16 protein-coding genes and 1 pseudogene are annotated in these 18,925 nt (G+C 39.4%); 14 read left to right on the top strand and 3 right to left on the bottom strand.

The window, feature by feature from the left end; all coding sequences use genetic code 11:
- Positions 1 to 137: 137 nt before the first annotated feature.
- Positions 138 to 281, bottom strand: a complete 144-nt coding sequence (locus MKX49_RS28445; RefSeq protein ID WP_445670126.1) for a topoisomerase C-terminal repeat-containing protein — start codon at positions 279 to 281, stop codon at positions 138 to 140.
- A gap of 136 nt (positions 282 to 417) precedes the next feature.
- Complete coding sequence (locus MKX49_RS12705; protein WP_057215460.1) at positions 418 to 1,083, bottom strand: GntR family transcriptional regulator; 666 nt, start codon at positions 1,081 to 1,083, stop codon at positions 418 to 420.
- 588 nt (positions 1,084 to 1,671) lie between these two features.
- Between MKX49_RS12705 and MKX49_RS12700 the strand changes: the two genes are divergently transcribed.
- The 13 genes and pseudogenes from MKX49_RS12700 (at position 1,672) to MKX49_RS28440 (ending at position 16,256) form a co-directional block, all read left to right on the top strand.
- The gene (locus MKX49_RS12700) at positions 1,672 to 3,114 is read left to right on the top strand and encodes an aldehyde dehydrogenase family protein (protein WP_340876645.1); all 1,443 of its coding nucleotides are present in this window, start codon (positions 1,672 to 1,674) and stop codon (positions 3,112 to 3,114) included.
- Positions 3,115 to 3,132: 18 nt separating this feature from the next.
- The gene (locus MKX49_RS12695; protein ID WP_323599662.1) at positions 3,133 to 4,338 is read left to right on the top strand and encodes a hydroxyacid-oxoacid transhydrogenase; all 1,206 of its coding nucleotides are present in this window, start codon (positions 3,133 to 3,135) and stop codon (positions 4,336 to 4,338) included.
- Positions 4,339 to 4,455: 117 nt separating this feature from the next.
- The gene (locus MKX49_RS12690) at positions 4,456 to 5,700 is read left to right on the top strand and encodes an iron-containing alcohol dehydrogenase (RefSeq protein ID WP_340876644.1); all 1,245 of its coding nucleotides are present in this window, start codon (positions 4,456 to 4,458) and stop codon (positions 5,698 to 5,700) included.
- Between the two features lie 134 nt (positions 5,701 to 5,834).
- Positions 5,835 to 7,130: an MFS transporter gene (locus tag MKX49_RS12685; protein WP_323599664.1), complete on the top strand. Its 1,296-nt coding sequence runs from the start codon at positions 5,835 to 5,837 to the stop codon at positions 7,128 to 7,130.
- Between the two features lie 58 nt (positions 7,131 to 7,188).
- Positions 7,189 to 8,652 carry an NAD-dependent succinate-semialdehyde dehydrogenase gene (locus tag MKX49_RS12680; protein ID WP_340876643.1) on the top strand — a complete coding sequence of 488 codons (1,464 nt, stop codon included), beginning with the start codon at positions 7,189 to 7,191 and terminating at the stop codon, positions 8,650 to 8,652.
- A gap of 208 nt (positions 8,653 to 8,860) precedes the next feature.
- Entirely contained in the window at positions 8,861 to 10,192 is a 1,332-nt protein-coding gene (locus MKX49_RS12675) for a spore germination protein (protein WP_340878538.1), read from the top strand.
- A complete protein-coding gene (locus MKX49_RS12670; RefSeq protein WP_340876642.1) occupies positions 10,185 to 11,249 on the top strand; it encodes a GerAB/ArcD/ProY family transporter in 1,065 nt (354 codons plus the stop codon). The genes MKX49_RS12675 and MKX49_RS12670 overlap by 8 nt, the downstream gene beginning before the upstream one ends.
- Positions 11,246 to 12,319, top strand: coding sequence for a Ger(x)C family spore germination protein (locus tag MKX49_RS12665; protein WP_340876641.1), 1,074 nt, complete (start codon positions 11,246 to 11,248; stop codon positions 12,317 to 12,319). The genes MKX49_RS12670 and MKX49_RS12665 overlap by 4 nt, the downstream gene beginning before the upstream one ends.
- A gap of 443 nt (positions 12,320 to 12,762) precedes the next feature.
- Positions 12,763 to 12,996, top strand: a complete 234-nt coding sequence (locus MKX49_RS12660; protein WP_340878537.1) for a helix-turn-helix domain-containing protein — start codon at positions 12,763 to 12,765, stop codon at positions 12,994 to 12,996.
- Between the two features lie 311 nt (positions 12,997 to 13,307).
- A complete protein-coding gene (locus MKX49_RS12655) occupies positions 13,308 to 13,691 on the top strand; it encodes a VOC family protein (protein ID WP_340876640.1) in 384 nt (127 codons plus the stop codon).
- Positions 13,692 to 14,099: 408 nt separating this feature from the next.
- Positions 14,100 to 15,197: an L-dopachrome tautomerase-related protein gene (locus MKX49_RS12650; protein WP_340876639.1), complete on the top strand. Its 1,098-nt coding sequence runs from the start codon at positions 14,100 to 14,102 to the stop codon at positions 15,195 to 15,197.
- A gap of 274 nt (positions 15,198 to 15,471) precedes the next feature.
- A pseudogene (locus MKX49_RS12645) lies at positions 15,472 to 15,906 on the top strand (flotillin domain-containing protein); the annotation flags it as partial.
- Positions 15,907 to 16,079: 173 nt separating this feature from the next.
- Positions 16,080 to 16,256: a DNA methyltransferase gene (locus MKX49_RS28440; RefSeq protein WP_445670164.1), complete on the top strand. Its 177-nt coding sequence runs from the start codon at positions 16,080 to 16,082 to the stop codon at positions 16,254 to 16,256.
- A gap of 441 nt (positions 16,257 to 16,697) precedes the next feature.
- On the opposite strand, the gene MKX49_RS12640 is transcribed toward MKX49_RS28440, so the two are convergent.
- Positions 16,698 to 18,086 carry a M28 family peptidase gene (locus MKX49_RS12640; protein WP_340876638.1) on the bottom strand — a complete coding sequence of 463 codons (1,389 nt, stop codon included), beginning with the start codon at positions 18,084 to 18,086 and terminating at the stop codon, positions 16,698 to 16,700.
- 638 nt (positions 18,087 to 18,724) lie between these two features.
- Here MKX49_RS12640 and MKX49_RS12635 point away from each other — a divergent pair.
- The gene (locus MKX49_RS12635; protein WP_034307388.1) at positions 18,725 to 18,907 is read left to right on the top strand and encodes a YolD-like family protein; all 183 of its coding nucleotides are present in this window, start codon (positions 18,725 to 18,727) and stop codon (positions 18,905 to 18,907) included.
- The last annotated feature ends 18 nt before the right edge of the window (positions 18,908 to 18,925 follow it).

The raw sequence follows: 18,925 nt of genomic DNA, 5'->3' as shown, positions 1-18,925 counted from the left end.
TCACATATACTTTTTCTTTTCTTTGGCGATCAAAATCAGAAAAGGTTATAGCAGTAAGTGGATTCACTCAGCGAATCATTCAGCATATAGTCTTTCATGGCAAAATCCCTATCAATTGTGATAGGGATTTTAGTTTGTTACTTTGATTTAGCAATGTTTTTTTTTTCAATCGATCCATCATCTTTCAAAACAAGAGAAGCATAAAAAGGCTTCTTTTCTTTTGTCCTCGGTTTCATCCCTTTGATCGCACTTGTTTTCTTCTTGGTGCATAAATCTTTCACATGTTATTCTGTTTATTTTTTTCAGCATTTGAGATGGGAATGTCTGTTTACACCCACTTGAATATTCCGGAAATTTGATCAAAGCGATTACGATGACTGATATCCGAAGAAGATTATCCTCAATAGCTTCCAAGTATTATCTTTTTGTTCTCTCCAATAAACGATCTATGGAATCCTGTATGTGGCTGGAGATCGCAATCTCGGCTCTGTATACATCCCTTGTCCGGATGGCCTCAATGATTTCCATATGTTCCGATGGTGCGTCTTTTTGGTCGATCTCACCTTTGACGTGATAAAACCGGCCTATATGAAGATGACAGTGCATGCCTTTATATGCTTCAAATAAAAACGGGTTTCCTCCAGCGTTCATGATGGCATGATGAAATTGCTGATCTAAATGAGTAAAATCTAGTATTTTTTTGTTGGAAGCACCTGTGTTTGTGGAAAACATTTCATCTGTAAGCGCGGCCATTTCTTCCGTCACGCTTACATTATTTAAGCGGATAATATTCCGGACCGCATGCGTCTCCAGTAATATCCGGGCCTCCAACATTTTCGCCATATTTTCAGTATCTAATATGTCACTGACCCGATATCCCTTATTTGGTTCTAAGATGACTAAGTTCTCAGAGTTCAGACGAGATAATGCTTCTCTGAGAGGTATGGCGCTAATGTTGATTTCCCGGGTTAAATGGCTGATATTGATTTTTTGTCCCGGCGATAAATCCCATTCAAAAATCTTTTCTTTTAATAAATTGTAGACATATTCCGTTGTCTCCCCGCGTTCTTTTTCCTTTATCATCGAAATGCCCCTAACTTAAAAAAATTTCTATGAGAACGAGTGTTATTTCATATAGATGTAACAACTTAAATTATTACTGAAGTAACTTTCTTATTGTTGCCCTTATCAATAAGATAAGGCGAAACCATATTGATATCAAGAATAGAGAGTTTATAAGGTGACCTATAGTTTGCTGGATAGCTAAAAAAAAATATCCTCATTACTGATAATTATATATTAAATTTGTGAGTTTTGTACAAAATTATATATAAAATAATTCAAATTAACATGAATTAATTAATCTATCAATATTATTTAAATCAATAAACCCTTTATTGTTAAGGTTTTGTTCAGAAAAACAGAATATTTTTAATTTTAAATATTTACATAATCATATATTATGTGATATATTTTCGGAAATGATTACATACTATTTTGAGCAGGATTCTATAAACAACAATTAAAGAGTATGGATGGGCAGGCAAAATCTTAAGTTTAAAATGGAAGCGCTTTATGCTTGCCTTTTTCTTGATTGAAATTTATTGAATTAGCAGAAATAACTGTGAAGTGAAAAAATGTGATCGTTATTTTTCAAAGGAGGAATCTTCAATGAGCACATCGCTAAGTAGAAGAAATGCATTTTATGGCCATTTCATAAATGGGCAATGGATATCCGATCAACATACAATCGCTGTTATGAACAAATATAACAAAGAAGAAATTGCCCGGATTGGCAGGGCATCCCGCGAAATTGTTTCTGATGCGGTGACCAATGCATTGGAAACCTTTAATACGAGAAAGCTAGATTTCGATCAACGCTACGAGATTTTAATGCGTGCAGCGGATATCGCGAAAGAAAGAAAAGAAGAGCTGGCGATGATTCTGGTTCAGGAAGTCGGTAAAGTATTGAAGGATGCCAGGGGGGAAATCGATAGAGGAATTCAAACGATGATTGCATCAGCGGAAGAAGCAAAACGGATTGCCGGTACAGGCGTTCCTTTGGGGCAGTCTGGAAACGACAATAAGATGGCTTTCACCATCCGGGTTCCTGTTGGAGTTATCGGTGCGATCACCCCGTTTAACTTCCCGTTCAATCTCACCATCCACAAGGTTGCTCCTGCGTTGGCAGCGGGAAATACAATCGTGTTGAAGCCGGCTGAAATGACGCCGCTCATTGCATGTAAGATAGCAGAAATCTTTTCCGAAGCTGGATTGCCTGCAGGTTTTCTGAATGTGGTCAACGGGTTTGGGCAGGAAACAGGTCAATACCTTTTGGAGGATGAACGAATTGCGATGTTCACTTTTACAGGGAGTCCCAGCGTAGGACGGCACATTAAGAGCAGTACGGGAATTCGTAAGGTTACCTTGGAATTAGGGAATAACTCCCCAAATATCATTCACAAGGATGTCCCTGATTTAGACAGAGCAGTTGAGCTCTGTGTCACGCGGGGGTATGTGAATGCAGGGCAAGCCTGCATCTCTGTGCAGCGCATCTACGTTCATAGTGATATCTGCGATGTGTTTGTGGAGAAGGCAGTCATGGTGGCACAGGGCTTGAAGGTCGGAAATCCTGCAGATTCTTCCACGGACATTGGTCCTATGATTTCCGAGAAGGAAGCAAGGCGTGCGGAAGAATGGATTCAGGAGGCTGAGCGTCTAGGTGCCAAAGTGCTATATGGAGGGAAAAGGAGGGATTCGATTCTAGAACCTACTATATTAATAGATGTGAAACCGGAAATGAAGGTAGTCTGCCAGGAAGTGTTCGCGCCGGTGATCAGCATCATTCCTTTCGATAGCATCGAGGAGGCTTTCCGTCAGGCCAATGATACGAAGTTCGGCTTACAAGTTGGTTTATTTACATCCGATATCACTTTAGCCATGCGGGCAACACAGGAACTTCATTTTGGCGGTGTGATCATCAATGATGTTTCTACATACCGTGCCGACATCATGCCGTATGGCGGCGTGAAGGACAGCGGAATTGGCAAAGAAGGGCCGCATTATGCCATGCAAGAGATGACAGACGAAAAACTTGTCGTCATCAATCTATAGACTTTGGAGGTAAGGGATATGAGAAATACATGGGATTTTTATTCTACCGAAAGAATCGTATTTGGAAACGGGGCGATCGGGCAATTGGATTCAATCCTGCAAAGGTTAAAGGCGAAAAACATCTTGCTCGTTACTGACCCAGGTATCAAAAATGCAGGAATCGTAGACAGAATTTCATCGTTGTTGGAACATGCAAATTACGAAACAGTTATCTATGACCAGGTCGTACCCGAGCCTCCGGTAGATTCGGCGATGGACTGTTATAAGTTTGCTAAATCTCAAATGGATATTGATGCAGTAATTGGCCTTGGCGGAGGAAGCAGTATTGATATGGCGAAGATTGTCGCTTTGCTGGTCGCGCATGGCGGACATCCCCTGGACTATTATGGCGGAGAAAACCAGGTTCCTGGACCAATCGCCCCTCTAGTAGCGATTCCGACGACTGCAGGAACCGGTTCAGAAGTGACATCTGTAGCGGTGTTGACCGATGTGGAAAATAACCTGAAAGTTGGTATCTCGGATAATTACCTAAGACCAACCGTTGCTCTGCTTGATCCAGAATTAACGGTAGGGCTTCCCGCTTATGTAACAGCTTGTTCCGGAATTGATGCTTTGTCACATGCGATAGAGGCATACACAGCCAAACCTTCTGCATATATCCAGGCAGAAGGAAACATTTTATTCCAAGGTTCAATCCCCATAAGCGATGCACTCGCCTACAGAGCTATTGAATTGATTGCAAAAAACCTGCCGCTTGCGGTGCAGCAAGGGAGCAATCTCGAGGCACGTTCCAATATGCTAATGGGCAGCCTGCTTGCTGGAATGTCCTTTTCAAATGCAGGTACTGCAGCAGCCCATGCATTGGCTTACCCAATTGGAGGGCTTGTGAAGTCGCCGCATGGAGAGGTGACCGGGCTCTTGCTTCCATATGTCATGGAATATAATGCAGTTGTAGAAACAGAAAAAATGGTGAGGATTTCCCAGGCATTCAATGTTAACTCGGATGGCCTCTCCGATAAGGAAGCCGCTTTGGCTGCTTCAAAAGCTGTGCTTACCCTGCTTGGGGAAATTGGACTGCCTACAAAGCTGACGGAGATTGGGATCAAAGAAGAGGATATTCCCGAAATTGCTGAGAAGACCCTCCAAATCGATCGCCTGATTCGGAATAACCCAAGAATGCCTACCCAGCACAGTTTAGAAGAATTACTTAGAAAAGCTTTATAGATTGCATGTAAAGGAATGGTGTCCCTGGAAGGTTAAGCATCATAACCATTCATGATGGATAAGCATACCGGGGCGGAAAGGTTTTCACCATCTAATAGAATATAAATGGAGAGGAAGATGAAAATGTCTCTTATGCCTTTTACATATAGTATGCCGACACGGGTGGAGTGCGGTAACGGAATATCTGGAAAAACAGGGGAGCTAATTAAGGATTTAGGTGTATCGAGTGTGCTGATCGTAACAGATAAAGGGGTTAGAGGAGCTGGTCTCTTACAAGGCATTGAACAATCCCTTGCTTCGGCAAACCTTTTTTTTGAGATTTACGATGAGGTAGAACCTAATCCATCAGCTCAAACAATCCAACAGGGGACAGTGTATCTTAAGCAACAAAAGATGGAGGCGGTTCTGGCTGTAGGTGGAGGAAGCAGCATTGACACAGCCAAGGGCATTGCGGCAATGGCTACTAATCCCGGCCATATCCTGGATTATGAAGGAGTTGGAAAGATTTCCAATCCTCCGCTCCCGATCATAGCAATCCCGACTACGGCTGGAACTGGCAGTGAAGCTACTAATTCGACAGTGGTAACGAATAAGGACACCTCTTTTAAATTAGGTGTACTTAGTTCACTTTTGTTTCCAAAGCTAGCTATATTGGATCCTGCCCTTACATTAAATTTGCCTCAAGAGATTACTGCAGCGACTGGTATGGATGCTCTGACTCATGCAATTGAATCTTATACCTCCAAATCTGCCAACCCTGTCAGCAAGGCTTTCGCGATGCAGGCCATGAAGATGATCGGTGAAAATTTAACACGATCGTACTTTGTAGGAACGGACATGGAAAGCAGGGAAAACATGCTTGTAGCCTCCCTGTTAGCTGGTGCAGCCTTTTCGCAATCCCGACTGGGTAATGTACACGCCATTTCCCATACATTTGGAGGAGTTTTTAATATCCCGCATGGCATCGCAAATGCAGCACTATTGCCATTCGTCATGAGATTCAACCTGCCGGCATGCGAGGATCAGTATAGAGAAATTGCAATAGCTTTAGGAAGGGATGTAAGCGGTTTATCCAATGCGCAAGCAGCCGAGAAAGCAATCGAAACCATCATCGAAATGAATCGGAGCATGAATATTCCTCTTAATATTAAAGAGCTTGGAGTCTCATTGGACGTTTTGCCGAAATTAGTGGAAGATTCCATGCGAAGCGGTAACGTGGTCGTTAATCCAAGGCTGACGAAGGCATCGGATATCCAAATGATTATAGAGAAGGCTTATGAGGGGGACTTTGAAGGTTTTAATTATGGTAATCGAAATACAAGCAGTGCCAAAAGTTCAGAAACGGCCATCGTGAATGTATAAAAACCATTCAATTAGAAAATCACCTGGAATTTCAGGAGATTTCAAATCAGTTTCCCCTTTTTAACTTTTTTCGGACACATGGATTTCCCGCAGCATTTTTTCTACCTGAATATAATTATCTAATGAGGTGACGTATGAAAAAGACCAATGGAAGATGGCTTGTAGTGGTACTCCTTTTCGTCGCAACAACAATCAATTATATGGATAGGGCAATTCTTGGCATTGCAGGACCCTCGATGATGAAGGATCTTTCGCTTTCGGCAGTAGAATTCGGGATATTGGGGTCAGCGTTCTTTTGGTCGTATGCCTTAATGCAGATCCCGGTCGGGGTAATCGTTGATAAATTGGGGGCACGCTTAACGTATTCGATTGCCATCGTTTGGTGGTCGCTCTGTACGGTGTTTACTGGAATGGGGCGTTCGCTTGGCGGACTAATCGGTATTCGCGTTTTAATGGGAATCGGAGAGGCTCCAGCGTTTCCAACCAATACGCGCGTTATTTCGGACTGGCTGCCGTCACACGAACGGGGCATTGCAAACGGGATTTTTAATTCTGGTACAGCTATCGGGATTGGCATAACGACACCCATTTTAGCATGGATCATCCAGGCTTGGGGATGGCAAGCATCCTTTGTGGTAATTGGATCCATCGGTTTTGTATGGCTGGCATTCTGGTTATTCTTTTTCAAAAACCATCCAGAGCAAAGTAAGATTGCAAACGAGGCCGAAGTAGCCTATATCAAAGAGGAGCAAACTCAAACCGAAAAAGCGAAGACACTAAACTTCTCACCATTTAAATTCTTTAAATTCAGAAGTGTTTACCCTATGTTATACGGCTTGTTTGCCCATAATTATCTTACGTATTTAATGATGACCTGGCTTCCCACTTATCTTGTAGTCGAAAGGGAAATGACTCTTTTAAAAGCCGGTTTTTTTACGATGCTACCTTGGATCATGTCCTTTCTGGGAAATATTTTGGGAGGTGTGTTGTCGGATTTCTTAATTAAAAGAGGTTGGAATTCCATCAAAGCAAGAAAAACTATTTTAACCATCGGAATGCTTTTTCCATTAGCCATAATACCGACTATCTATACAGACAGTGCCATAATGGCACTTACGTATATCTCAATAGCAATCGGCGGTGAAGGATTGGCTGCCGGTATTCTCTGGGCCACTGTTTCGGATGTTGCTCCAAAGGGTGCGGAAGGAAAGCTTGCAGGGCTGCAAAACTTCGTGGGGAACCTCGCTGGCTGGATTGCCCCAGTAGCAACAGGGATCTTAATAGCGAAATTCAATAATTTCAATATAGCCCTGATCATACCTGTAGTCATTTGCCTAATTGCTGCTGTGGGGTATACATTCGTTCTTAAAAATGAAAGGATTTCGATTAACACGGACATTGACGGGGGAACAAAAGTTTCAGGGCTATAATCTTTTTGTGTATATAATGAATCGCTTTGCAAATCCAACGAAAAAAGGAGACATATTCATGCTAAAAACTAGTGGATTGGTCAATTTAACTGAACTGAAAATGTATGTAAACGGTGAATGGACTGCAGCACATAACGGAGAAACTTTACCAGTAACAAATCCATCAACAGGGAAAGTTGTGGCAAGGATTCCAAGTGGAGGACGCCAAGAAACGCATGCCGCAATTACAGCTGCTGAGGAAGCGTTTAAAACCTGGTCAAAACTGACGGCACAGGAACGCAGTAAATATCTTAAGAAATTGCATGACCTTATGCATGAATATAAAGATGAATTAGCAGAAATCATGAGTATGGAAATGGGCAAGCCCTTAATGGAAGCCCGGGGTGAAGTGGATTTTGCTGCAAGCTACCTGGAATGGTTTGCTGAAGAGGGCCGCCGGATTTATGGGGAAACGATCCCTGCTTCTGCCGCAAATAAAAGGCTATCGGTGATTCGCCAGCCGATTGGAGTGGTTGCTTCCATTACCCCTTGGAATTTCCCGTTGGCTATGATGACGCGGAAAGTGGGACCGGCCATGGCCGCTGGATGTACAGTCATTGTCAAGCCTGCAAAACAATCTCCTATTAGTGCGTTAGCGTTTGGTAAATTGGTGGAAATGGCGGGAGTGCCTGCTGGAGTGGTCAGTATCGTAACAGGGAGTGCCGGACCTATCTCGGATGAAATTTTTGAAAATCCGGTAGTAAGGAAAATATCTTTTACCGGATCTACTGAAGTAGGAAAATTGCTGGTTACCAAGTCAGCCCCGCAGCTCAAGAGACTTTCCCTTGAACTTGGAGGACACGCGCCCTTCATCGTTTTTGAAGATGCTGATTTGGAAGCCGCAGCAGTTGGTGCCGTTGCAAGCAAATTCAGGAACACCGGACAAACGTGCGTATGCGCAAATCGAATTTATGTCCACCGTTCTGTCATCAATGATTTCTCTTTACTTTTTGTTGAAAAAGTAAAAGCTCTAAAAGTCGGAAATAGCATCGATCCAACCGTTGAAGTCGGGCCGCTTGTCAGCAGTGATGGCCTGGAAAAGGTAGAGGAACATGTACAAGATGCCTTGGAAAAAGGTGCCAGACTTCTTTGTGGCGGACAAAGAGTTGAAGGGGAATTGGCTGATGGATTATTCTATGAACCGACCGTACTAGGTGGAGTGAACAAGGATATGCTCATCACATACCAGGAAACATTTGGACCGGTCGCGCCAATCATTCCGTTTGATACAGAAGAAGAGGTGATCGAGCTTGCCAACAATACAGAGTACGGGCTGGCCGCTTATTTTTACACACAGAATATAAGCAGGGGAGTCAGAGTATCCGAAGCTCTGGAGTTTGGCATCATTGGGTACAACGACGCCATTCCCACCGTTGCACAAGCCCCATTTGGCGGCATGAAAGAAAGCGGCATGGGAAGGGAAGGCGGCCATCAAGGCCTTGAAGAATATTTAGAAGAAAAATATATATCGATGGGTTTTTAAAATAGGGCAAGAAAAGGCTTAAGGTGAAGTAGAATCCTTAAGTCTTTCCTTATTTACCTCATAAAAAGTCTAAATACGAATATGTGGTTGTGGCTTTAAAAAACATATCTCAGACGTCATATTTTACCTAGTTTGATATTTGTATAAATCAAAAGCAAAGGGGGAAAATGAAATAAGAAATAATGAAATTTGAAAGGGAAGATGAGAAATCACGAATCCAATAATAGTAGAAATAAATGAGGCTTTTAAAGATGCAGAAGACTTTTTCATAGAACCGTTTATTTTGGATGGTGAAGCAGTCCTTTTACTTGGTTTACATTCAATAGTTAACCTTATAAAAACAAAAGAAATATTAAAAAAAGATATGGATACCAGTGAAGCGATTCATTCAGTAAAAGTAAAAAGAACTCTTTTCAAGAGAAAATGTGTTGAAATAAATAGTGAAGAAGCAATAGAGTCTATTCTTCAGGGTAAACTCATTGTTTATTCAAAAGAAAAAAATATAATGTTGCAATTTGAACCACATCCTAAAGAATTGACTCGATCAATTGAACCGCCTGCTAATGAAAACGTATTACAAGGTCCTTTAGATTCTTTTATTGAAGATATGTCAACAAATATAGGAATAGTGAGAAAAAAAGTTTCCACTGCTCAGCTCTCAGTTAAAACCTATACGGTAGGAAGTGATCAAAAAAAGAATTTATCAATAGTTTATTTGAATGACCGAGCAGATAAAAGTATGATCAAAAAGATCATTTCACATATTGAAATGAATCAACACACAAATATTATCTACCTTCAGCATCTTTATCGTTTTATGGGTATGCGGAAATGGGAGGTTATCCCTCAGTTTAATAACACAGAAATGCCATTGGAAGCAGTAGATGGTTTAAACAAAGGTAAGGTCATTCTATTCGTTGACGGTTATCCCTTTGCGCTTATCCTGCCACATTTATTATGGGATATGTTTGTCCAGGCGAATGACCGTAACTATGCTTACCCAATTATGGGCGCCATCCGATTTTTACGTGTTCTTGGTGCTTTGATTACCCTTATATTCCCAGCTATCTATGTGGCCCTTGTTGCTGTAAATCCTGAGATATTAAAAATTGAACTGGCTCTATCGATCGCTCAGAGCAGGGAGGGAATACCCTATCCCCCTTTTGTTGAAATTACAATTATGCTCCTTATTATAGAGTTAATTATTGAAGCGAGTATAAGGCTTCCGCTCAGTATCGGGCCAACGGTAACAATGGTAGGGGGAATTGTCATTGGACAAGCAGTAGTAGACGCAAAGCTGGTTAGCAACCTTTTAATTATCATTGTAGCAGCAACCTCAATTGCGAATTCAACCGTTGTAGGGTTTCAAAATGCCTTAATCCTGCGTTTACTTAAATATGTAGTTGTTATTTTTGCTTCAATCTATGGCGTGTTGGGCATATTATCCGGTCTGGTATTCATAAGCGCTTACTTTGCAAGTCGAGAGATTTTTGGAATTCCATACACCAGTTTAGCTAAGAGGAGAGGGGAAATTGGATAAAAGCCTTCAGGTTATATGCATGGGGTTAATGTCTCATTTTGGTCTTATTTTTTTCATTTATCCAGAAAGAATTATTGCCAGCACACACAAAGGTCACTGGGAACCAATTTTAATTCAATGTGTCATATTTATTCTGTTTTTATCGCTTTACCTAAAGGGGCTTTCTTATTTTCCCGAACAGAATATTATTAGTATTTTAAAGATATTAGGTAAAGCTTTTTCTTTCACATTACTTTTTCCTGTTCTTCTTTACTTAGTCATAACTACTATTGAACTTGTTAGTGCCTATGCAGAAGTAACCAACATTATCTTTTTGGCAAATACTCCTACATGGGCAATTATTACATTAATGAGCGTTATTTCAACTTATATCGCCATAAAAGGAATAGAAACCATCTTACGTACAGCCTTATTAATATTCTGTATCTTTTTCCCGTTAATCTTACTTATGCTTTTGATTTGCTTTCAAGACATTGATTGGCATAATGCCTTTCCGATTATGGATACCGACTTTTCTTTTTTTCGACAACCTCCCTATTATACAAGTTTTTTTTCTTTCGCCATTGTTTTTTCATTTTTAGGTTTTCTTCCTAAAAAAATATCGTATAACTCTAAAAAAATCATGTTAGCAGTCTTTTTTCTTATTCCATTTTTTTTCTTATCCGTTTATTTACCTCTTTTAACCTTTGGAAATGAAACGGCTAGTACGCTGCTTTTTCCCTTTATAGCCACATTGGATAAAGTTCAGCTTCAATGGCTTATATTTGACAGGGCTACCTTGTTTTTTGCGTTAAGCCTAGTTACCTTTATCATGTTGCTCACTTCCTTACTTTTATGGCAGTCCTCAATAATAATGAATCAATATTTCCCGAGATTAAAGCAAAAATATCATATTGTAGCCTTATCTGTTAGCATTTTTATCATTTGCTTATGTATTCCTAGTTGGCAAGAGACTGAAAAGTTGCTATGGTGGAATACTGCTTTCCGTTTTTATATTTTAATCGTACTCCCTTTAATTATATTCCTCATCGGTGTAAGGAGAAAAAGACTATCATGAGAAGTATTATAATTTGTTCTAAACTAGTACTTAGTCTATGTATATTAATGCCATTAAGTGGTTGCTGGGATATTAAAGACATTAATCATCGAGCCTTTCCGATTGCAATGGGAATTACTAAAGAAGGAGAAAAATTCAAAGTCTTACTTCAAATTCCTATCTCTTCAGAGGGTGTTCAGAAACAGACAATTGTCAAAGGAACAGGATTAACCATTTTAAAGGCTGTAGAGGACATTAGAACTAATATGGAAAGCGGTGTAGACTTATTGCACATAAGGGTAATCATATTTGATCGAAAATTAGTAGAAGAAGGAGGGATGGAAGAACCGATTAACACGTTTATGAGAATTCGTGAAATATCTTCAAAAACAATAATCGCAATATGTGATGATAATATAGATACTTTTTTCTTAACACTCAAAAAAAATCTAGAAAAAGGGATAAATCTTTATGAATTTTTTGAGAAATATGCAGGTTGGACTCCACAAATATCTTTAACACGTCTATGGCATGTTTATCGGGCTCTTAATTCCTACACTCAAAATGTAGCAATTCCTATGGTCAGATCAGGGGAAAATACGCCAGTTACATATGCAGGTTCTGCAGTGATGAACAAAGGAAAAATCGTTTCTAAAATGGATCCTAAAGAAACCCTCCTTTTTAATGCCTTTCATGGGAACAGTATGAAGGGAAGGGTAGAAGTAATGGAACATGCAACCATCATGATTGTTGGAAATACAGGTTTTCATAAAGGAGAATTAAGAAATCATATTCCATATATGTTCTCAACGATTCGTTTAGATGTAGTTATTCAAGAGAGAAGAGGAAAAGTTTCCAATGCAATAATAAAAAAAGAGCTGGAAAAGGTGATGGCAAAGCGTTTTGATGGAATGCTGAAACGATTTCAAAAGCACGAAACAGATGTCTTTGGTTTGGGGCAATACTACAGAAATAAAATTCCTTATGAGGAATTGAAGGACTGGCGAAAGAAATATTATCCCAATCTAGAAATGAAGCTTACCATTCATACTACAATACAAAACGAGGGAAATATAAAGACTAATAATTGACAAATAGATATTGGATATCATATAAAAAAATGGATAGGCTTTACTTTTAAAATGATCATTATCAAGAGCCCCATGCATCATTGTGCACTTTTTGAAGTGGAAATACTACAGTTCATGCTCTACTTCAGATAGTTTATATTTTTAATCTTTTAAGAAATAGTGAATACTTTAGTACTTGTTAATTATTAGGTACTTTGGGAAACTTCCCAATAAACACATGAAATCAAGAAAGGACATCCAGACTTTTTAACACCTACTCATTTTACAGTTTTATTAGTTTAACCTTGGTTGCAAGTATTCTACCCGAGCTTTCTATAATTGTGCTTCTATGAATGAGAATACTAATATTGAGAAAAGGGGCTGTCTAATAGTCCCTAAAATAAAACAGGAGAAGAAAAACGATTCGTTTTTCTTCTCCTGTTTTTCTAGTTTTATAATTATTCATTAAATCTGAGTATATATCTATCGGTGAACTGGCTCGAATAACTGATTTGAGATACGGTACATTAAAATATTATACCGAATCTAATTTAATTCCATTTGAACAATTAGATGAAAACTTAACACGTCGTTACCCTCGAGAAGCAGCAGTGGAAAGAGTTGAGACTATTAAAAGCTTAAAGAAATCTGGTTTATCCATTGCTGAGATTAGAAAGAAAATACCGAAACAAAGTTAACAAAATATAACTTTTAGAGTATCGATTTGATCAAAAAAAGGATTACTACCTTAGAATCATTACGTCCGTTGAACAACCTTTATAGAAAAAAGTACCGGTTACACCCTTACCGTGGTGAGAACCCGGTTATTTTTTACACAAATCTCCTTAGCGTTTTAAATTCGCTTTTTGCTGGTGGTGCTCGCTTAATGAACTAACGGGGCAAGATAGTTCTACAAGCACAGTGTTTTCGAACTATGAAGAACTTCTAAAGGAATTTTTTGAAACTTGTTGAATTTCTTTAGGTAAGGTTCAATGAAAGGTGGATAACAATGAAAATAGCTAGTTCTCCTATCAATAGTAAAATAAACAATGTTTTTATTCATGTTAAAGATTTAAAGAAATCAGTTGAATGGTATTGCAATCTCCTTGGAATCTCGCGAAATAATGACTCTGTAGAATCACCTGTTTACAATATTCCTGTAACAAGTGAAACTGGATTAACTTTAGATGACCATACGTTTGATCCTAATTTTATATTTAAGCCATCCAATAATGTCTTATTTAATTTCTATGCAAAAGATATAGACGAAGCTTACCAATTTATCAAGAGTAATAACATAGCCATTGTTAAAGAAATAGAACGTATTGGAAATTTTGCTTATTTTAACTTTTTAGACCCAGATGGTAATGTACTTATGATTTGTAATGCTTAATGTTCTTAGGGAGTAGCAGGCTCACTACTCCCTTTACTTAAGTTTTTTTCGCACTTCCTTTTAACTTCACAGTTTGTGTCAACTCTACAATAAGGCAGGTTGCTGAAGCTGCCTTTTCTTATGGCAGGAGACAGATTTATTTTCTAACCAGGCTGCTGGACGGGAGCAAATCATAAAAGTTTTTATGTTAATTCTAAAATTGACTGCAAACGTAAATTCAGACGCTCTCATTCCCCGTCTTTGAAGAGCCAGTGGAAGTTTGAATCACTTTATCGAAACTCCCATGTTTCTCGGACTAATAAACCCACAGCATCCATCACGATAGAAAAACTTATCAAGAACCAGGCACTACAAAAAAATTTCATCATATATAGGTGATATCCGTTCGGATTTGATGAGGAGGATATCATGCAACCTATGTTACCTATGGAAAAATATTTTGGGCAGTTTGAACTGGTGCATGCTTTTTATGGGGCTATGCCTACGGGTGTCAGCGTTTCCGAAACCGGTCGTATTTTTGTATGCTTTCCGAAATGGGGAGACGACGTTCAATTTACTGTGGCAGAAATTGTTGAGGGTGAATTGCAGCCTTATCCCAGTGTAGAAACCAATTTAGTTAATACTGGGAATATTACGATGTCTTTCGTCAGTGTCCAAAGTATCGTTGCTGATGGAAGAGGAACACTTTGGGTACTAGATACAGGAGCACCAAATTTTTCTGAACCTATTCAAGGGGGAGCAAAATTAGTTGCTGTTGATTTAAGCACGAATACAATAAGGAGAGTATATACCTTTACAGAAGAGGTTGTCTTGCCAACAACTTATCTGAATGATGTCCGTTTGGATTTTCGGGTTGGAAGAGCAGGCTATGCATATATAACGGATTCTTCTTCCAGAGGGCCAGGGGCTATTATCGTCGTAGATTTAGAAAATGGGAACGCGTTTAGACGGTTAAATGGGGCAATATCAACTTCACCTGATCCCTATTTTTTACCGAAAGTAGAAGGTGAAATTTTGATGAATCGAAACCCGGACGGCTCGACCTTCCCATTTAGATTGGCTTCCGATAGTTTAGCGATTTCTCCTGATGGAAAGGTTTTATTTTATGCTCCGCTAACCAGCCGTCAGCTGTTCTCGATCTCAACAGAAGCCCTAAGAGACAGAATGATACAGGACCTGAATTTATCCCAATATGTGCAGTATTTGGGGGAAAAAGGTGCGTCTGATGGAATGATCACCAGCGCAAAAGGAATCGTTTATGCGGGAGACTATGAAAACAATAGTATCCGGAAGATATTGCCGAATGGCGCAATGGAAACCATCGCACATGACCCGAGAATTTTATGGCCGGATACTTTTTCGATTGGCCCCGATCAATACTTATATGTCATTGTGAATCAATTACATCGTCAGGCGAGATTTCATTATGGAAGAGACCTCCGGGAAAAACCATATAGTTTACTTCGTATGAGAATTGATGAATTCCCCGCTCCTACCTTTTCATAGTAATCGTAAACGAAGGTAGCTATCCCCCACCAGGGAGCTGCCTTTTTTGTCAGATATTCCAGCAAGTGTCCTATAATAAAGAGGTGACTTAACTCAAATTGAAAAGCCTGCTTCATCTTAGACTTTAAAATATAAATAAAGCACCATAGGCATGTAGCTACATAAGTATCAACTTACGGTAAGAGGAAAAGTTTTGATCAAAACTAGGAGGTAATCATGGGAAGATTAGTTCACCTCGAAATTCATGTGGATGACATGGAACGGGCAAAGAAATATTACAAAAGCGGACGCCCAAAGGGCACAAGGTACGACAGGAGCGGAAATCATCAGGTTAAAAGGGGTAGCAGAAGCAGAAGCCAAGCAGAAGATAGCTGAAGCATTTGAACAGTTCGGGCAAGCCGTCGTAATGGACATGATTTTGAAAATGCTGCCGGAATATGCAAAACAAGTGGCAAGCCCGCTTAGTAATATAGACAAGATCACTGTAGTGGACACAGGCGGAAGCGGTGCGAATGGCGGAGCTAATAAAGTGACTGGATATGCAACGGATTTAATGGCATCTTTGCAGGAGTCATTAAAAGCATCTTCGGGAATTGATGTCAAAGACTTGCGTGAGAATTTCACAGGAAAACGAAATTTACCATTCACCACCATCAGCCAGGAGAATGTCGAAGCAAGCATGAATATGGCAGCAAGCAAGGAAGAGTAACAGGGGAAAATTTAAGGGAGGTAAGAGCTACTTGTATGCTCTTACCTTTTTTGAATAGTTGGGCTTATAAAAGGCATGATCAGTTTATCTAACAAATATGTACGTTATACTCGGTTTTTAAGTAATTCACCATCCTTTGTTTTTGTTGGGGATAATGAAAGCAATTAAAGTAAATTATTTGTCAAAGTCAAAAGCCAGTTATAGTCCTCGAAAAAATCCATAGCAATAATAAAGGTGAAACTAAATTAGATTGTTTTATGGGTTCAAGATCAACAGGACAGGCTGCTATAAATTTAAACTGGAGCTTCAGTGGTTTTGAATTAGATAATTCCTATTTAAAAAAGTTTTGAAAGCCTTGCATAATGATACCTTAAGCTAAATAGGTTTTTGCTTTATACCTCCTGAAGACACGGGGTACCCATCTTATATTATGTTTGTATGTCTCATTTTTATCTTTGGTTCATTCACAGTTAGTCATGGCTATGTTACTTGCGACTTAGGAAGCGTTATGATTTAATTTGCAACCTAAAATTTCCAAAAACAGCCCGCCCTTTAAAGTTTGAGCTGTTTTTGGATTTCTGTGAAGTAGTATTGGAGTTGGATAAGCTTGTATGTTTTATTACATATTTCATATAGGATTTTCACTAGACTTAGAACTTAGAAATAGTGAAAAATTATGCACAAGGCGCTGGCCGATAAAAAGAAGAGAGCATCTGTAAACTACACAGATGCCCTCCTGATTTTTTCTCCAAGATCGATTATTAATCTCTTAATTCTGTACAATGAAGTATTTAATCTACCGGACGATCATCAAAATCATAGTCTACCGTGCCAGGAGCTACACGTGCATTTGTTAATGCCGGAGTTTCCGGACGGGCAATTTGATACACACTGGCACCGACAATTTCAGCTGCTTGCTGCAATTTTTCTTTCGATATCTTATCCAGTGTATCTGTAGGCTGGTGATACCAAGGCTCTACAGGGGAATGGATAAACAAGGCGGATGGAATGCCAAGCTCATGGAATGGTTGGTGGTCACTCCTGCCCAGCTGTCCATAAGGAATCGCAACATCCATCGTTCTGGCCCCTGCTGAGGAACCCAGGTCCGTCACAAGGTTTTTCATTCCATCAATGGTATACATAATCAAACCACCTGCAGGATTATCCTCGCCAGCATCACGTCCGCCTATCATATCCATTTGGAAGTGAGCCACCATGCGGTCTACATCCTCTTTGGGAAGGGAATCAGCATAGAAGGATGATCCAACGAGCCCTCTTTCCTCAGATCCGAACGTGAGGAAGCGAATTTCAGTGTCAATTGGCGTTTTGGCCAGGATCCTTGCCAGTTCCAGAACAGCTGATACACCAGAAGCATCATCGTTTGCACCAGGGCCTCCCGGGACAGAATCATGATGGGCTCCAACAGTCACGATTTGACCATTATCCTTATTGGCTTTTGGTTTTAGGGAAGCGATGACATTGTAGGATGTCTTTTCGATCCTTTCAGCTTTTCCCACTTCCAGAGTGGACGTGATTTGTTTAGTTTTAAGCTGTTCGACCAACTCTAACCCTTGGGCTTGGGTAATGGCTACAGCAGGTATATTTTGCCCCGCTGATACTTGTCCGAAATTATTTCCTGATGGTGAGTTGTTGTACATTAAAACGCCAACCGCTCCTTTATTTAGGACATTCTGAACCTTTTCAACAAAGGTAATGTCCCCACGTTCAACTAGTGCAATTTTCCCGGATACATTTTCTCCAACTTCCTCTGGCTTTGCTTTTCCAACATTAACAAGTTCGGCCGTTACCTTTCCGCTGATACTGCCGCTAAGGGCACGCGGTGTTCCTCCTAAATCACTGTCACCAATTTTCACTTTTACATTTTGCACCGTATCATAGATGGGAAAAGGCTGAACCCTTGTTTCGAAACCAAGACTCTTAAACTGACTTTCTATGTATTTGACTGCACGGAGCTCCCCTTCTGTACCAGCAGCTCTCGGTTGCTCTGATAGATAGGCAATCGTATTATACATATTGTCCGCACTAATTTTTTTGATAACTTTGTTATCAAAAGCTGTGTCAGACTGGGCATTTATTGCTCCGCTAGTTTGTGCAAATACTGTACCAGTTGATAGAACCATACCCGCAGCTAATAGTACTGTTAGTGATTTTCTATACATATAATCCCTCCTTCTTCATAATCTTCCTAATTATGTATTTAACTGAATAGTTTGTAAATGAGTCATTAGTCTTTAAATTCCGAATATCAATCGGTATCTGACACCCGCTCTCCCTTAAGATTATGCCGCAAAGAAAAAGCGATCCTTCTTAATGAAGAATCCATCATGTATTGAAGCCGTCAATATATTGTATTGTAAAAAAATGATCAAACATTCAAATCTATCAACCTCATTTTAATCTAACTTTTGAAAAGCAATACCGTTTAGTCCCAATGACAATTTGAAAAAGATAGGGAAACCAATTCTTTCTGGACTAACGATCTTGGAATGACTTCGGATAAACTTTAGAAATCAGTCCGTATTGTCGATAAGGGAGTCCGCCGACAAAACGGGGATATTATACGTTAAGTAATTTTCAGTCTAAAAAGTCGATTTACTTAATATTCATTTTTTATTATTGATTTTACGATTTCCTAAAATATTCTAATGTTCAAACCTTCACAAATTGTTCACAACAACAATGAAAACGCTTACGATTTTCATTGTATAATAAATATATCCTAATCGATTTCATAGTTTTGCACCAATTATCATACAATTTTAGTAAATAATTCAATAGACAGAAAGGAGATAATCAGGTGATCTTAAAATCGTTGAAAAAAAAGGGCATAACGACCATCATTTATTATAAAGAAGGAGTATTAAAAACATGTAAGGGTCAATTGCATAAACTTAACCTTAATGAACAAACCCTTTCCTTAAAGGATGAAAATCAAAAGATTTTCTCTATTCGTTTATCTCGTATTATGGAAATATATTAATTTAATTGCTTTCATTTA

The organism is Peribacillus sp. FSL M8-0224, from assembly GCF_038003055.1.
GTDB classification, from domain to species: domain Bacteria; phylum Bacillota; class Bacilli; order Bacillales; family DSM-1321; genus Peribacillus; species Peribacillus frigoritolerans.
This window is presented reverse-complemented; position numbering and strand designations above follow the sequence as displayed.

Coding starts and splice junctions, on each gene's coding strand:
- MKX49_RS12705 (WP_057215460.1), bottom strand. CDS start 1,083: ATGATAAAGGAAAAAGAACGCGGGGAGACAACGGAATATGTCTACAAT.
- MKX49_RS12700 (WP_340876645.1), top strand. CDS start 1,672: ATGAGCACATCGCTAAGTAGAAGAAATGCATTTTATGGCCATTTCATA.
- MKX49_RS12695 (WP_323599662.1), top strand. CDS start 3,133: ATGAGAAATACATGGGATTTTTATTCTACCGAAAGAATCGTATTTGGA.
- MKX49_RS12690 (WP_340876644.1), top strand. CDS start 4,456: ATGAAAATGTCTCTTATGCCTTTTACATATAGTATGCCGACACGGGTG.
- MKX49_RS12685 (WP_323599664.1), top strand. CDS start 5,835: ATGAAAAAGACCAATGGAAGATGGCTTGTAGTGGTACTCCTTTTCGTC.
- MKX49_RS12680 (WP_340876643.1), top strand. CDS start 7,189: ATGCTAAAAACTAGTGGATTGGTCAATTTAACTGAACTGAAAATGTAT.
- MKX49_RS12665 (WP_340876641.1), top strand. CDS start 11,246: ATGAGAAGTATTATAATTTGTTCTAAACTAGTACTTAGTCTATGTATA.
- MKX49_RS12655 (WP_340876640.1), top strand. CDS start 13,308: ATGAAAATAGCTAGTTCTCCTATCAATAGTAAAATAAACAATGTTTTT.
- MKX49_RS12650 (WP_340876639.1), top strand. CDS start 14,100: ATGCAACCTATGTTACCTATGGAAAAATATTTTGGGCAGTTTGAACTG.
- MKX49_RS12640 (WP_340876638.1), bottom strand. CDS start 18,086: ATGTATAGAAAATCACTAACAGTACTATTAGCTGCGGGTATGGTTCTA.